The 15,388-nt window shown below is 71.1% G+C and carries 13 protein-coding genes; 3 read left to right on the plus strand and 10 right to left on the minus strand.

Annotation, left to right across the window (positions count from 1 at the left end):
* Nucleotides 1-307: 307 nt before the first annotated feature.
* From ACFYS8_RS23070 to ACFYS8_RS23080, 3 genes are read right to left on the minus strand one after another with little or no spacing between them, the layout of a single operon-like run.
* On the minus strand, nt 308-970 hold the full coding sequence (locus tag ACFYS8_RS23070) for a hypothetical protein (protein WP_387643552.1): 663 nt from the start codon (nt 968-970) through the stop codon (nt 308-310).
* Nucleotides 971-984: 14 nt separating this feature from the next.
* Complete coding sequence (locus ACFYS8_RS23075) at nt 985-2,217, minus strand: 2-isopropylmalate synthase (protein WP_387643852.1); 1,233 nt, start codon at nt 2,215-2,217, stop codon at nt 985-987.
* Nucleotides 2,218-2,271: 54 nt separating this feature from the next.
* Complete coding sequence (locus ACFYS8_RS23080; protein ID WP_387643554.1) at nt 2,272-2,523, minus strand: transposase; 252 nt, start codon at nt 2,521-2,523, stop codon at nt 2,272-2,274.
* Between the two features lie 506 nt (nt 2,524-3,029).
* Here ACFYS8_RS23080 and ACFYS8_RS23085 point away from each other — a divergent pair.
* A complete protein-coding gene (locus ACFYS8_RS23085; RefSeq protein WP_387643556.1) occupies nt 3,030-5,033 on the plus strand; it encodes an alkyl/aryl-sulfatase in 2,004 nt (667 codons plus the stop codon).
* A 727-nt stretch (nt 5,034-5,760) separates the two neighbouring features.
* A complete protein-coding gene (locus tag ACFYS8_RS23090; RefSeq protein ID WP_387643558.1) occupies nt 5,761-5,931 on the plus strand; it encodes a hypothetical protein in 171 nt (56 codons plus the stop codon).
* A 500-nt stretch (nt 5,932-6,431) separates the two neighbouring features.
* Here the strand turns inward: ACFYS8_RS23090 and glnA are convergent, their stop codons facing one another.
* Nucleotides 6,432-7,844, minus strand: a complete 1,413-nt coding sequence (glnA, locus tag ACFYS8_RS23095; protein ID WP_387643560.1) for a type I glutamate--ammonia ligase — start codon at nt 7,842-7,844, stop codon at nt 6,432-6,434.
* Nucleotides 7,845-8,165: 321 nt separating this feature from the next.
* Here glnA and ACFYS8_RS23100 point away from each other — a divergent pair, with 321 nt between their 5' ends.
* Nucleotides 8,166-8,633 carry an RDD family protein gene (locus ACFYS8_RS23100; protein WP_387643562.1) on the plus strand — a complete coding sequence of 156 codons (468 nt, stop codon included), beginning with the start codon at nt 8,166-8,168 and terminating at the stop codon, nt 8,631-8,633.
* A gap of 130 nt (nt 8,634-8,763) precedes the next feature.
* Here ACFYS8_RS23100 and ACFYS8_RS23105 read toward each other — a convergent pair whose 3' ends face one another.
* The 6 genes from ACFYS8_RS23105 to ACFYS8_RS23130 all read right to left on the minus strand — a co-directional run bounded on the left by ACFYS8_RS23105 (nt 8,764) and on the right by ACFYS8_RS23130 (nt 15,374).
* Complete coding sequence (locus ACFYS8_RS23105) at nt 8,764-9,471, minus strand: DUF4191 domain-containing protein (RefSeq protein ID WP_387643564.1); 708 nt, start codon at nt 9,469-9,471, stop codon at nt 8,764-8,766.
* Nucleotides 9,472-9,548: 77 nt separating this feature from the next.
* Complete coding sequence (locus ACFYS8_RS23110) at nt 9,549-9,701, minus strand: hypothetical protein (protein ID WP_387643566.1); 153 nt, start codon at nt 9,699-9,701, stop codon at nt 9,549-9,551.
* A 195-nt stretch (nt 9,702-9,896) separates the two neighbouring features.
* Nucleotides 9,897-10,850, minus strand: coding sequence for a lipoyl synthase (gene lipA / locus ACFYS8_RS23115; RefSeq protein WP_387643568.1), 954 nt, complete (start codon nt 10,848-10,850; stop codon nt 9,897-9,899).
* Between the two features lie 131 nt (nt 10,851-10,981).
* On the minus strand, nt 10,982-11,752 hold the full coding sequence (lipB, locus tag ACFYS8_RS23120; protein WP_387643855.1) for a lipoyl(octanoyl) transferase LipB: 771 nt from the start codon (nt 11,750-11,752) through the stop codon (nt 10,982-10,984).
* Nucleotides 11,753-11,986: 234 nt separating this feature from the next.
* Nucleotides 11,987-13,879 (minus strand): helix-turn-helix domain-containing protein, encoded by a 1,893-nt coding sequence (locus ACFYS8_RS23125; protein ID WP_387643570.1) that lies wholly within the window; start codon nt 13,877-13,879, stop codon nt 11,987-11,989.
* Nucleotides 13,880-14,021: 142 nt separating this feature from the next.
* Entirely contained in the window at nt 14,022-15,374 is a 1,353-nt protein-coding gene (locus ACFYS8_RS23130; protein ID WP_387643572.1) for an MFS transporter, read from the minus strand.
* Nucleotides 15,375-15,388: the final 14 nt, after the last annotated feature.

Raw genomic sequence — 15,388 nt, forward strand, 5'->3', positions numbered from 1 at the left:
GCGCGGATTCATGGCTCCGAGGGGAGCCGTCCTTCTGGCATGGGTGTGCAACGCATGGTCGGGTCATCCGGGTTGTCTTGGTTGCTGAGCGGGGCCGTGGAGCTACCTGGGACAGTTCGCCGTATCAGCGCCGCTGCGGGCTGGGCGAGCCCCGGCGGGAGTTCGGCCGGGGAAGGAGCCTTGATGGACGGTGCTGGGTCGGTTCCGGCCTGCGGGGTGCAGTCCGCTGGGTCGGACGCGGTCACGCGGCGTCCGAGAGGTGCTCGCGGGGTGCGGGGTTGCGGGGCGGGTGACGGGGTCTGGTGTTTCAGTGGGTTGTCGTCTCGCGGAGGTGTTCCAGGTAGCGGTTCGGGTCGCTGCCGTGGGCCCGGTCCTGGGCTCCGTGGCGGATGTGGGCCAGGTCTCCGTCGGGGGTGATGCGCAGCATGGTGGTGGCGGCGTGGGGGGTGTCGGTGTTGCGCAGGGTGTCGGCGTCGGTGACGGGGGTGTCGGGGCCGAACATGGCGGCTGCCTGGGGGGCGGTGGCGGCCGGGGGGTGTCCGGTGCGGTTGGCGCTGCTGACGTACAGGCGGGGGAAGCGGTCGAGCAGTGGGGTGAGGGGTTGCCAGCGGGCGCCGAAGAGGAGGAGGTGGCCGTCGCGCAGGGCGGGGGTGGTCCAGGCCGGTGGCGGTGTGTGGGTGCGTACGGGGACGAGGAGGGTGACCAGGTGGTCGCGCAGCAGGGTGGTCGCGGTGTGCAGGGCGGTCGGTGTCAGGTCCAGGTGGGTGGTGAGGTCGGTCCATGTGGTGTCGTCGTGGACCCACAGGGCGACTTCCTGGTCGGCGGGGCGGCCTTTGGCGTTGTTGACGGCTTGGGGGTTGGTGGAGGTGACGACGTAGGTGAGGGGGCTGGGGTTGGGCAGGACGGCGGCCCGTCCGGCGGTCAGGGCGTGTGCGGCGGCGGTGGTGTCGAGCGGGGCGGTGGCCGGCATGGGGGCGGGTCCGTTCATGATCCGGGTGCGGTGGCGGTCAGGCCGTCGAGGTAGGCGGCGAAGTCGGCGTCGGCGATGACGGCTTGGTTCAGGCGGTAGGCGCGATCCTTGACCCAGGCCAGGGCGGCGCTGGTCTGGGCCGGGTCGAGTCGGTGGCCCAGCCGCTCGGCGACCGCGCACAGCACGCGCCGGCTGGCGAGGTGAGTGAGGACCACGGTCGGTGCCAGCCCGAGGTGCTGCTGGGGGTCGTAGGGCTGGAAGGTCTGCGGGTGGGTGAAAGGGGTGCCAGTGGAGATGGTGGCGACGCCGGTGCCCACGATGGGGGTGGTGACGGTGAGCGGGACCCCGGTCTCTGCGGACACCATCAGCGCGATCGTCGGAAGCCGGGTCAGGTCCGGCTGCGTCCACCACGGTTCGCAGCCGGCGCCGAGGACCTGTTCGGCCTTGGCGCGGTCGTGGGCGAGCAGGAAGAGCAGCTGCTCGGTGGCGGTCATGCCGCTGCGTTCGGCCATGCCCAGCCACGAGCACGCCGCCACCCGTACTCCGCTCTCCAGGGCGGCCAGAGTGTTGGCCAGGCCCAGGCCGAGGTCGTTGTGCAGGTGCGAGACCAGGACCGCCTCGGGCCCCGCGCCGGCCGCGACCCGCTGGAACAGGGTCCGGGTCCGGCCGGGCAGCAGGTCGCCGACCGTGTCGGCCAGCACGATCGTCCCCGCGCCCTGGGCCGTCATCGCCCCGGCGTACTCGGCGACCAGGCCGTGGTCCGCGCGGGGCGCGTCGGCCAGGCACACGTCCACCGCGATCCCGTCCGCCAGACCCACCGCCTCCTTCACCACGTCCAGACCCTGGCGCAGGGCCTGACGGGCGCCGCTGTGCACCAGGGCGCGGGCGGTCGCCTCGGAGGCGGCCACGATCACCATGACCCGCGCGTGCGCCGCACCCCGCACCGCGCTCAGCGCCAGCTGCACGTCCGCCACCGTGCTCCGGCAGATCGCGGACGGGCTCACCGAGCCCTGCGCCTCCAGCGCAACCTGCCGCGTCGCCTCGAACTCCTGCCCGCACACGGCGGGGAAGCCGGCTGCGAACACCACGTGCCGGGGCCCGTCCGCGCCGAACACCGCTCCCTGCTCGCGGGCCAGCCGGACCCGGAAGCCGGCACTCATCAAGGTCTTGGCCTGCGCACCGTCCCTCGCGGACTCCTCGAACAGCACGACCCGGCCTGCTCCGGCCGACTCCCGCACCACGTCCACCGATGACAATGCCCCACCCCTGTCCGGCACTTACGCGCATCGACGTGTCGAGATCTACTCACGCGGATCGTAGAGCAGCCCTGGGGCGACGAGGCCTGTGTTCGGCACACGGGGGCCGGTGTCACGGCTCCCGTGCCGCTTCGCCGGGTGGGTGGCCCAGTTCGTGGACTCGTCAGAGGCGGTGCCGGCGTCGAAGCCGGTGTCGCCAAGGTCCGGGCTCAGCGTGTACATCCACGACAACCGGTCCCGCACGGCATCCGCGGCCCGGCGGTCCGTCAGGCCCTTGGCCGGCTGGAACACCGTCACCAGCGCGCGCCTGCCCGGCGACCGGCCCGCCGGCCCCGTCTTCCCGAACACCCTGGCGAACTCCTCAGCCTGAGCGCCCCAGCCGGTCGCGCACTGCCACCGGCAACGGGACTTTCCGGCCGTAGCTCTTCGCCCGTACCGCCCACGCGCCTCCAGGCGCCGAAATCCGGCCACGGACTGCGGCTCCCTCGACACGGCCACTCCCACCCCGCGCCAGGGACGGAAGACGACCGGCCGCATCGGCAAGCCCGGCACCAGGGGCATCACGACGACCAGCCATCAACTCGCATGAGCAGCGGGATCACGGATTGTCCGGAACGGATCTTCAGGTGCGCGCACCCAGTCCGTACCGTGTACATCCGGATCGTTACGGACCGTGTTCGCCGGTGCTGCGGTGGAACCGGTTCATCCGTCATGCCCTGACGCCGCCTCGCACGCCCCTCGCCCGGGTCCTGCCGCGCGCCGTACCGGTCCCCTGCCCTGCTGACGAAAGGTGTGGAGCGCTCGTGGCTTTTCCCGATCTTGCCCAGACCCAGCCCGCCACCGCCCTGACGAGGGATCTGAACGCCGCCGTCCTGGTCCCCGACCCGAGCTCGGACACCGAAGCCTCCTTCGCCTCCCGCGGCCTGGTCGCCGCGCTGCCCGCCGACTTCACCGTCGAGAAGGAGGGTGGCGGTCCGCTGCCCGCCTGGTCGCTGGAACCGTTCAAGTTCCTCACCGGCCAGGCTCCGGACACCGTCAACCCGAGCCTGTGGCGCAACGCCGTGCTGAACATGAACGCGGGCCTGTTCGAGGTCGTCGAGAACGCCGTCTACCAGGTCCGGGGCATGGACCTGTCCAACATCACCTTCCTGGAGGACCCCACCGGCGCCTCCCGGGAGATCGTCGTCGTCGACCCCCTCATCAGCGAGGAGACCGCCGCCGCCGCACTCGCCCTCTACCGCGAGCACCGGGGCGACGACCGGGTCATCTGCGCGGTGATCTTCACCCACTCCCACATCGACCACTACGGCGGCGTCCTGGGCCTCTGGGCCGACAAGACCCTGCCCGACGGCGTCGAGATCATCGCCCCCGACGGCTTCCTGGAACACGCCGTCAGCGAGAACGTCTACGCGGGCAACGCCATGGCGCGCCGTGCCCAGTTCATGTACGGCTCCCTGCTGAAGCGTTCCCCGCAGGGGCAGGTGGACGCCGGCCTCGGCAAGTACAACTCCCTGGGCACCTCCGGGCTGCTGGCCCCGACCTTCACGGTCACCCCCCGTCGCGCCGGCCGCGGCAAGGTCCACGCCTTCGGACCGGTGAACATCGAGTTCCAGCTCACCCCCGGCACCGAGGCCCCGGCTGAGCTGAACTTCTACCTCCCCGACATCCGTTCGCTCTGCATGGCCGAGAACGCCACGCCCACCCTCCACAACCTCTACAGCCTGCGTGGCGCCCAGGTCCGCGACGCCAAGGCGTGGTCGCAGTTCCTCATCCAGTCCACCGACTGGTACGCCGACCGCTCCGACTCCCTCTTCGCCTCCCACTTCTGGCCCCGCTGGAACAGCGAGGAGGAACCGGAGACGATCCGCTCCTTCCTCACCTCGCAGGCCGACCTGTACCGCTACCTGCACGACCAGTCGCTGCGCCTGGCCAACCACGGCCAGACCATGACGGAGATCGGCGAGGAACTCGACGGCACCATACCGGAGTCGCTGGCCGGGCAGTGGTCCAACCGGGGGTACTACGGCACCGTCAACCACGACTCCAAGGCCGTCTACCAGCGCTACCTCGGCTGGTACGACGGCAACGCCGCCCACCTGCACACCCTGCCCCCGGAGGAGGCCGGCGCCCGCTACGTCGAGGCCTTCGGCGGCGCGGACAAGGTCGTGGACATCGCCCGGGTGACCTTCGAGACCGCCAAGACCGCCGAGGACTACCGGTTCGCCGCCGAACTCCTCACCCATGTGGTCTTCGCCGACCCGACGAACGCCGGCGCCCGCAGGCTCCAGGCCGACATCCTCGAACAGCTCGGCTACCAGGCCGAGAGCGGCCCCTGGCGCAACTTCTACCTCGCCGCCGCCCAGGAACTGCGGGTCCGCCCGGTGGACAGCCCCGTCCCCCTGCCCTCACCGAAGATCATCACCTCGCCGGTGCTCGCCGCGATGCCGCTGGAGATGCTCTTCGACTACCTCGGCATCCGCCTCAACGGGCCGAACGCCGCCGGACAGCCCCTGACCATCGGCCTCACCGTCACCGGCGGCATCCCGGACGACCCCACCACCTACACCCTGCGCGTGCGCAACGGCGTCCTCGTCCAGTACCCGGACACCCTCGAACCCGCCACCACCGACGCCGTCTACGGCATCACCCGCGACGGCCTCAACCGGCTCGCCATCGCCGCCGCCACCCCCGACCAGCTCCTCGCCGACGGCTCCCTCACCATCACCAGCGGCACCATCGACCCGATCAACACGTTCAACGCCCTCCTCGACACCTTCGAGTACTGGTTCGGCCTCACCACCCCCTGACGCCCCGTCCGCGGGTCCTGTCCCACCCCGCACCGAGGGAGGGACAGGACCCGCGCACGTGCCCCGCACCGCCCCCGGCCACCGGGCAGGGACGCCGGAAAGCGCTGCGCTGATCACCTCGGAGACAGGCAGATCGACTCGGGCGTCCCGGTGGTCCGTACCCCCGGCGTGCTGCCCGGCTCTGTGCGGTACGCATCCTGCCGTTGGTCAGCGCTTCTGACGATCGATCACTTGGTGCCACGTGATGGCACACAAGTGCACTGCCCCGGGGTTCTTCGGCCCAGGCGCGAGAGGCACTACACGGAACATGCACGTGCCCCTCCAACGCCTTCCTCGCCAAGGCGCTCGCCGCCACCGGGGAGGACGTCCTCTACGACACCTCCGCCAACCGCTCCCGGAAGCTGACCGAGGCCAGTGAGGAGCCGGCGCACTGGCGCGCCGACGCGCTCAAGGCCCAGTTCGACGGCGAACCGGGTATCACCTTCCTGGAACACGCGGACGAGGACATCGCGCGGCGCGGTTACCCGCCCTACGCCCCGATGTTCACCACCGTCCTGGCGTTCCACAAGACCAACGGAAGGGACGACGACGGCCGTGTGCGGCTGGTCGTCGAAAGGCACGGCTCGCTGCCCGCCGAAACTCCTCGGCCCTGCCGTGACTGCCCTGGGTTACGGCCTGAGCCTGTCCCCGGGTGCGGCCCGCAGGCTGTCGCAGCGGTCCTACGGCGATGGCCTTCACGTGGGCGACGGACCTCTCGGCCGGGACGTGGGCGGAGTCCGCGACCCAGGCCCGGTTCGGTGCCGGGGCCACGAAGTCGCGCTCGATCAGGTCGGACGTCCGCGCGGCGGCTGGAACCGGCATCGTGGTGGTGACCTTCCTGCCCGCACCGCGCCGGTGATGTCCAGCGCGCGCATCAGCCGTTTCCCATGCTGCTGTTCCGCATCACCCGGGTCTACCGGGTGGTCCACCCGGGCGGTCGCTGCCGCGTTTTCGGTGGCGCTGCTGATCCTTGCGCCGGCCGGAATCCCGATCGGCCGCCAGCCGGACCGGCGCGGCCCGAGGGCGGTTATGACGGTCGGCTCCGCTCTTGGTGAGCACGGGTGACGCATTGCCCGGGGGAGTGGCAGTGCTGGCAAGAGACCGAACCTTGTGAGTCGGTAGCCCATGAGCGATGACTACTGAAAGCAGCGAGATGGCATACTGCCCAGCGCTAGCAAGGGCAGCGGGGTGATCATCGCGAGTTCGATCTACGCGTGCTCATTTCACACTCATTTCACATCGCGAGTCCCAGAGGTGCTGCAGCCGACCCCTCTCCACGCGTTTCCGCAGGTCAGGACCCTGCCTGACCTGCGGAAACGATGAGAGATCAAACTGCATTTCCGCAGGTCAGAGCGGCTCCTACAGGTCGTAGTAGAGCTCGAACTCGTGCGGGTGCGGCCGCAGGGCGATCGGGGCGATTTCCTGGGTGCGCTTGTAGTCGATCCAGGTTTCGATCAGGTCGGTGGTGAAGACGCCGCCGGCCAGTAGGTATTCGTGGTCGGCTTCGAGGGCGTCGAGGACGGCGGGGAGGGAAGCGGGGACCTGGGGGACGGCGGCGTGTTCGTCGGGGGCGAGTTCGTAGAGGTCCTTGTCGACGGGCTCGGCGGGTTCGATCTTGTTCTTGATGCCGTCGAGGCCGGCCATCAGCATGGCGGAGAAGGCCAGGTAGGGGTTGGACGCCGGGTCGGGGGCGCGGAACTCGATGCGCTTGGCCTTGGCGTTGGAGCCGGTGATGGGGATGCGGATGGCGGCGGAGCGGTTGCGCTGCGAGTAGACCAGGTTGACGGGGGCCTCGAAGCCGGGGACCAGGCGGTGGTACGAGTTCACCGAGGGGTTGGTGAAGGCGAGCAGTGAGGGGGCGTGCCTGAGGATGCCGCCGATGTAGTGGCGGGCGATGTCGGACAGGCCCGCGTAGCCCTGCTCGTCGTAGAACAGCGGGGTGCCGGCCGTCCAGAGGGATTGGTGGACGTGCATGCCGGAGCCGTTGTCGCCGAAGATCGGCTTGGGCATGAAGGTGGCGGTTTTGCCGGCCCGCCAGGCGACGTTCTTGATGATGTATTTGAACAGCATCAGGTCGTCGGCGGCGTGCAGCAGGGTGTTGAACCGGTAGTTGATCTCGGCCTGCCCGGCGGTGCCGACCTCGTGGTGCTGGCGTTCCACGGTGAGCCCGGCGCGGCCGAGTTCGAGGGACATCTCGGCGCGCAGGTCGGCGAAGTGGTCGACCGGCGGGACGGGGAAGTAGCCGCCCTTGTACTTGACCTTGTAGCCGCGGACGTCGCCCTCGGCGGAGCCGGTGTTCCAGGCACCGGCCACCGAGTCGATGTGGTAGTAGGACGCGTTGGCGCTGGTCTCGAAGCGCACCGAGTCGAAGACGTAGAACTCGGCCTCGGGCCCGAAGTACGCGGTGTCGGCGATGCCGGAGGAGGCGAGGTAGGCCTCTGCCTTGCGGGCCACGTTCCGCGGGTCGCGGCTGTAGGCCTCGCCGGTGATCGGGTCCTGGATGAAGAAGTTGATGTTGAGGTGCTTCTCGGTGCGGAACGGGTCCAGCCGGGCGGTGGCGAGGTCCGGGACGAGGGCCATGTCGGACTCGTGGATGGCCTGGAATCCGTGGATCGAGGAGCCGTCGAACATCAGGGTCTCGGTCGGGTCGAAGGTGTCGGCGGGGACCGCGAGGTGCTGCAGCACGCCCGGCAAGTCGCAGAACCGGACGTCGACGAACTTGATGTCGTTGTCCGCGATGTACTGCTTGACCTCGTCGGCGTTGGTGAACATCCGTACTCCTCCTCGACGTGCGGTCCGAGCCTCCGTCAGGGGCGACGGGAGCCCCCGCGCAGGGGCTCACGATAGGAATCGACCGTTTCCCGATCGTGACTCGACTGTTTCCCACATGTTAACCAGGCCGCTCGAGCGGGCCGCAAAGCGGTACGGTCCCGGGCAAATCGCCGGTGTCAGCAGCGCCCGTGTACCCCGACATGTCGAGACCATTCACGGCAGTCGGCGGAATCCGTTTCACCCCGGCGGGAGCCCGCCCCGGCGCGTCCCGCCCGCGGGCCCGCCGCCGGATCGGCGGGTAAGCCCGGTTAGGGTGGGTCCGTGGACACCAGAGAAGCACTCGGATCGTGGATCGACGGCCCGAAAGCGGCCGCCGAGAAGATGGGCGCCGACTTCGGCTACCGCGGCGAGCGCCTCGGCCTGCCGCGCTCCGGCCCCGGCTCGATGGCCGGCCCCGGCCGCCGGATCGGTGCCCTGTTCGTGGACGGCTGGCTGGTCAGCCTGGTCGCCTACGGCCTGATCACGCACGGCGACCAGGGCTCGGCCAACCTGTGGACCACCCCGCTGTTCTATGCCGTCACCGTGCTGTTCCTGGCCACCACCGGCACCACCGTCGGCAAGCGCCTGTTCGGTCTGCGGGTGGTCCGGCTGGACGGCCGCCGCGCGACCATCCCGCAGGTGCTGCTTCGCACCTTCCTGCTGTGCCTGATCATTCCGGCCGCCGTCTGGGACCGCGACACCCGCGGCCTGCACGACAAGGCCGTCGGCACCGTCGAGGTTCGGATCTGACGCCGCCAGAGCGATAGAGCGTCGCCAAGGCCCGCCACAAGGCCCGCCAAGGTCATGGAACGTCGAACGGCCCCGCTCGCGGAGAGGAATCTCGCAAGCGGGGCCGTGGTGTCCTACGGGGGAGTGAACGCTAGCGCGCGCCGCCCTTGGGCATCCGGGCGCCCTTCGGCATCGGGCCCTTGGGGATCGGCGCCTTCGACAGCAGGTCGCCGAGCGCCCGCAGCCGGTCGTTGGTCTCGGTGACCTGGGCGGCGGAGATCGACCGCGGCAGTCGCATCAGGTGGATCTGCAGCTTCTTCAGCGGGATCTCGCCCTCGCCGTTGCCGACCATGATGTCGTGCACCGGGATGTCGCCGACGACGCGGGACATCTTCTTCTTCTCGGACGCCAGCAGCGGACGCACCCGGTTCGGGTTGCCCTCACCGATCAGCGCGATGCCGGCCCGGCCGACCGCGCGGTAGACCGCGTCCTGGCTGCGGGTGACCGCGACCGGGGTCTGGTTGGCGCTCCAGCCGCGGCGGATGTTGCCCAGCACCGCGGCGACCGCGCCCGGCTGGCCTTCCATCTGCCCGAACGCGGCCCGCTCGGCGCGACGGCCGAACACGATCGCGACTGCCAGCACCGCCACCACAAAGCCGAGAATGCCCAGGTAGACCGGGTGATCCAGGGCGAAGCCGATGGCGAGGAACACGCCGAAGGTCAGCAGGCCGACGCCGGCGATGATCAGGCCGATTTTGGAGTCGACCTGCTTGGTCATGACATATGCCTGGCGGATCTGTGCGAGCCGCCCAGGAGTATCGGATTTTTGCCTCGCCATACCGCTCATGGTACGTGGCATAAGGGGCGATCATCCAAGCGGTGCCGGTTCCGTGACCCTGGACTCTCCCGGATGCCGACCCCGGCGTCACCAGCGGTTCACGCGCTGCGTTCGGGCACCCGTTCGGACCGCTCGCGTTCGCCCGCCAGCCGGCGGTTCTCGCACACCGCCGCCCACGCGTTGCGGCGCGCGCCGCGGATCAGCAACAGCTGTTCGGCCCGCCGCAGGGCGGTCCTGAGTCCGGTACGCATGACCACACCAACTCCTCGACCCGGGTACCGCTCGAGCGTCCCGGACGTCCGTTACCGTACGGTGACCCGACCGTCAATGCCACGTGAAACGTCGGCGGTTAGTCCGGTCGGCCCCGCCCGCGTCCGGGCCCGCGGATACCTCCCCGTACGCCGAAGGGCGGGCCCGATCGGGCCCGCCCTCCAGAAGCACTGTGCTCAGACCGCCGCCTGCTCGCGACGCTCCAGCGCCTGCCGGTACAGCCGGCCGGCCCGGTACGAGGAGCGCACCAGCGGGCCGGACATCACACCGGCGAAGCCCAGTTCCTCGGCCTCCTCCTGGAGCTCGACGAACTCCTGCGGCTTCACCCAGCGCTCCACCGGGTGGTGGCGCAGCGAGGGCCGCAGGTACTGGGTGATGGTGATCAGCTCGCAGCCGGCGTCGACCAGGTCGGCCAGCGCCTCGCTGACCTCCTCGCGGGTCTCGCCCATGCCCAGGATCAGGTTGGACTTGGTGACCAGCCCGGCCGCCCGGGCCTGGGTGATGACGTCCAGCGAGCGCTCGTAGCGGAACGCGGGGCGGATCCGCTTGAAGATCCGCGGCACGGTCTCGACGTTGTGCGCGAGCACCTCGGGACGGGACGAGAACACCTCGGCGAGCTGCTCCGGCACCGCGTTGAAGTCCGGGATCAGCAGCTCGACGCCGGTACGGCCGGCCTCGCGGGCCGCCGTCATCGCGTGCACCTGGCGGACGGTCTCCGCGTACAGCCACGCGCCGCCGTCCTCCAGGTCGTCGCGGGCGACGCCGGTGATGGTGGCGTAGTTCAGGTCCATCGTGACGATGGACTCGGCGACCCGGCGCGGCTCGTCCCGGTCGAACTCGGCGGGCTTGCCGGTGTCGATCTGGCAGAAGTCGCAGCGGCGGGTGCACTGGTCGCCGCCGATCAGGAAGGTCGCCTCGCGGTCTTCCCAGCACTCGAAGATGTTGGGACAGCCCGCCTCCTGGCAGACCGTGTGCAGCCCCTCCTTCTTCACCAGGGACTGCAGGGCGTTGTACTCCGGCCCCATCTTCGCCCTGGTCTTGATCCACTCGGGCTTCCGCTCGATGGGGGTCTCGCTGTTGCGGACCTCCAGGCGGAGAAGCTTCCTGCCGTCGGGTGCGACAGCGGACACGTGCGACTCCTAGAACTAGACGGGGTACCCCAAAGGGTACGCCGTTGCTTCGATGGCCTGCGCCGGGCCCCGGGCCTTTATTCGGAAGGCAACACCGGGCGCGGCGCGCCGATTCCGCGACCGGCCCGCGATCAGACCTTGACGGCCGGCTCGGGCAGCTCGGCGAACACCTCGGTCAGCGTCCGCTCCACCGTCCCGACGGCGTCCGCGACCGCGAACGGACGGGCCAGCTCGCCGCTCAGCGAGGCCACGCCGGCGTCCCGGATGCCGCACGGGACGATCTTGTCGAAGTACGTCATGTCCGGGTCGCAGTTCAGCGCGAAGCCGTGCATGGTCACGCCGCGCGCCACCCGCACGCCGATCGCCGCGAGCTTGCGGTCGTCGCCGCGCTGGCCCGCGTTGGACGGGGCGTACTCGGGGCCCGCGAGACGCGGGTCGATGCCCAGCGGGAGGCCCATCCGCAGCGTCAGCTTGCCGATCTCCACCACCTGCGAGGGGTCCACCACCGCGCCCGGGATCTCCGCGCCCAGCTTCCACACCCCGCTGCGGCCCTCGATCCGGGTGGTCTCCACCCCGAACTCGGTGCACGCCCGGATCAGCGCCTCCTCCAGCCGCCGCACGTACGCCACCACGTCGATCGGGTCCGGCAGTTTCACGATCGGGTACCCCACCAGCTGGCCCGGGCCGTGCCAGGTGATCTCCCCACCACGGTTCACCTCCACCACCGGCGTCCCGTCCAGCGGCAGGTCCTCCGGGTTGGTGCGCTTGCCCATCGTGTACACCGGGTCGTGCTCCAGCAGCAGCACCGTGTCCGGAATCTCGTCCGCGACCCGCAACGCGTGCAGCCGCTGCTGCTCCGCCCACGCTTCCTGGTAGGGGACGGTCCGTTCGCCTATCCCCATCCGCACGAACCGCACGTTCTCGCTCACTGCATGCTCCCTGCCGGCCGGCTCAGCCCAACCTCGCCACTGTACGCCTGCGCTCGGGCGCGACCTTCCCGCACGTTGGTCGCGCCCGCGCGCAACTGGCCGTCGGAGGCGCGATCCTGCCGACGCTCGCCTTCCGCTTCGCACAGTTCTCCCCCAGCCCTGGCGGGCCGGGAGGTACCCCCACGCGCCCCCGGTTTCGCACCCTGATTACTCCCCGGCCAACAGCAAGAGCCTGAGCGCCAGTTGGAGCTCCAGCGCCCGCTCCGGCTGGTTCCAGTCGCGGCCGAGCAGCACCTCGACCCGGTCGAGCCGCTGGACGACCGTGTTCACGTGGACGTGTAGCAGGTCCTTGGCCCGGGTCAGGCTGCCGCCGCAGTCGAAGTAGGCGCGGAGGGTGCGGACGAGTTCGGTGCCGCGCTTGGCGTCGTAGTCGAGGAGCGGGGCGAGCGTCGCGCGGACGAAGCCCTCGACGTCGTGGCCGTCGCCGAGCAGGACGCCGAGGAAACCGAGGTCGGTCGCGCACGCGCCGTCGCCCTCGCGGCCGAGCACGCGCAGGGCCCGGACGCAGCGCACGCCCTCCGCGTAGGCCGCGGCCAGCGGGACGGGCCCGCTGGCGGCGCGGCCGGTGCCGACGGTGACGGGCACCCCTACCAGCCGGGCGAGGCGTTCCGCGGCGAGGGCGGCGACCGCGCCGTCGCCGGTGCCGTCGTGCGGGACGAGCAGCACCACGCCGTCGCCGAACTCGGCGCTGATGCCGCGCGAGCCGAACAGGTACCGGGCCGCGGCACCGGCCAGCCGTTCCCGGGCACTGACGTCCGCGGCGACCGCGACCAGCACCAGGTGCGGGCGGCCCAGGTCGACGCCGAGACGGCGGCCGCGGGCGGTGAGGCCGGCCGGGTCGCGGTCGGGGGCGGTGAGCAGGTCGGCCAGCAGTTCGCCGCGGACGCGGTTCTCGGTCTCGGCGACCGAGCGCCGCAGCAGGAGCAGCAGCGCGGTGACCACGCTCGCGCGTTCGAACACCCGCCGGTCGGCGTCGTCGAGTTCGGGTCTGCCGTGCAGGACGAGCGAGCCGAGCAGTTCCTGGCCGGCCAGCACCGCGCACACCCACTCGGCGCCGTGCCGCACGGCGTGGCCGCCGGCGCGGGAGGCGGCGACGGCGTCGGAGAGGCCGTCGGGGGCGCCGCCGGGGCCGGTGAGCGGGGCGCCCTCGGCGTCGTGGACGGAGGCCTCGCCGTCGAGCAGCGCGGCCACCTCGGCGGCCACGTCGCCGACCTCCGCGCCGCGCAGGACGAGGTCGGTGAGCCGGTCGTGGGCCTGTTCGGCGCGCTGGACGGAGCCCGCGTGGGCGCGGATGACGGCGTTGGCGGTGGCGAGTTCGGCGAGCGCGGCGCGGGTGTCGGCCAGCGATTTGGCGGTGTCCAGGGCGATCGCGGCGTGCGCGGCGAGGGTGCACAGCAGCGCGACCTCGTCGGGGGAGAAGGCCCGGGGGGTGCGGTCGGCGGCGAACAGCACGCCGATCACGGTGCCGCCGAGCAGCAGCGGCACGCCGATGATGGCGACCAGGCCCTCGTCGAGCACGCCCGCGTCGATCTGGCCGGTGTGCCGGAAGCGCTCGTCGATGCGGTAGTCGTGGCTGGCGTAGGGGCGGGCGGTCTGCGCGACCAGGCCGCCGAGGCCGTCGCCGAGGCTGAGCCGCAGGGTTTGGAAGAGCGGCGAGACGGAGCCGTCGGTGACCCGCATGTAGGTGTCGCCGGCCTGCTCGTCGGGGAGCGTGAGGTACGCGGTGTCGGTGCCGAGCAGCATCCGGGCGCGGCGGACGATGGCCTGCAGCACGGCGTCGAGGTCGCGGGAGGCGGCGAGGTCGCCGGCGGTGTCGAACAGCGCGGTCAGTTCGGCTTCGCGGCGGCGGTGCTGACGCATCGTCCGGTGCACCCGCAGGGCCTGCCAGGTGGCGTCGTCGATCTCGGTCAGGACCTGGGCGGGTGCGCCCTGCCGGCGGGCGTCGGCGAGGACTTCGCCGAAGTCCTCGGTGGCGGCGCCGGTCGCCAGCAGGTCGAGGAGTCGGCGCAGCGCCGGTGCGGCGGTGGTGTGGCGGTCCATTCGGTCTTCCCTGTCACTCGTGCCCCCCGTGGCCCCCGTTGCCCGCGGCCTGTCGCTGTCGCTGTCGCTGTCGCGAAACGGGCCGGGGCCGCGCCGCCGGGCGGATTGCCCGGTGACGCGGCCCTGATTTTGTCGGAAGTGCTCAGGCCGTCGTAGCGGCCTTCACGGAGTCCACCCGAGCGTCGTCCGCCTCGGCGAGGTCGGCGCCGCGGGTCTCCCGGCCGCACAGCACGGCGAGGACGGTGATCGCGGCGGCGATCGCCACGTACACGGCGATCGGGGTGGCGCTGTCGTAGTCCTTGAGCAGCGCGGTGGCGATCAGCGGGGCGGGGGCGCCGGCCGCGACGGAGGAGAACTGGGCGCCGATGGACGCGCCGGAATAGCGGGTGCGGGTGGCGAACAGTTCGGCGAAGAACGCGGCCTGCGGGGCGTACATCATGCTGTGGAAGAACAGGCCGACGGTGATGGCGGTGACCAGCGAGGTGAAGTCCTTCGTGTCGACCATGCCGAAGAACACGAAGGCCCAGATGCCGACGCCGACCGCGCCGACCAGGTAGACCGGCTTGCGGCCGACCCGGTCGGAGAGCGCCCCGAACAGCGGGATCAGCGCGAACTGGATCGCCGAGCCGATCAGTACGGCGTTCAGCGCGGTCTGCTTGGGCAGGTGGGCGTGGCCGACGGCGTACGCCAGGACGAAGGTGGTCATCACGTAGTACGAGATGTTCTCCGCCATCCGGGCGCCCATCGCGACCAGCACGTCCCGCCAGTGGTCGCGCAGCACCGCCACCAGCGGCGGCTTCTCCTTCTCGGCGCGCTGCTCGGCGGCCGCCAGCGCCGCCTTGAACAGCGGCGACTCGTCCACCGCCAGCCGGATCCACAGGCCCACCATCACCAGTACCGCCGACAGCAGGAACGGCACCCGCCAGCCCCAGGCCAGGAACGCCGCGTCCGACTGGACGGACGTCATCACCGACAGCACGCCGGCCGCCAGCAGGTTGCCCGCCGGCGCGCCGCCCTGCGGCCAGGACGCCCAGAAACCGCGCCGCTTCTGGTCGCCGTGCTCGGAGACCAGCAGCACCGCCCCGCCCCACTCGCCGCCCAGCGCGAAGCCCTGCACCAGCCGCAGCACCGTCAACAGCACCGGCGCCGCCACGCCGATCTGGTTGTACGTCGGCAGACAGCCGATCAGGGTGGTCGCGCCGCCCATCAGCAGCAGGGACAGCACCAGCAGCTTCTTGCGGCCTATTCGGTCGCCGAAGTGCCCGAACACCAGCGCGCCCAGCGGCCGGGCGGCGAACCCGATCGCGTAGGTGAGGAAGGACAGCAGAGTGCCCGTCAGCGGATCCGACTTCGGGAAGAACACGTGCCCGAAGACCAGCGCCGCCGCCGATCCGTACAAGAAATAGTCGTACCACTCGATCGTGGTGCCGATCAGCGAGGCGGCGACCACCCGGGGCAGGGAGGCGGGTCTCGCGACGTCGGGAGAGGCAGCCATCAGTGATGTCCCCT

Origin of the sequence: Kitasatospora sp. NPDC004615 (assembly GCF_042873545.1) — a bacterium.
Taxonomy (GTDB): domain Bacteria; phylum Actinomycetota; class Actinomycetes; order Streptomycetales; family Streptomycetaceae; genus Kitasatospora.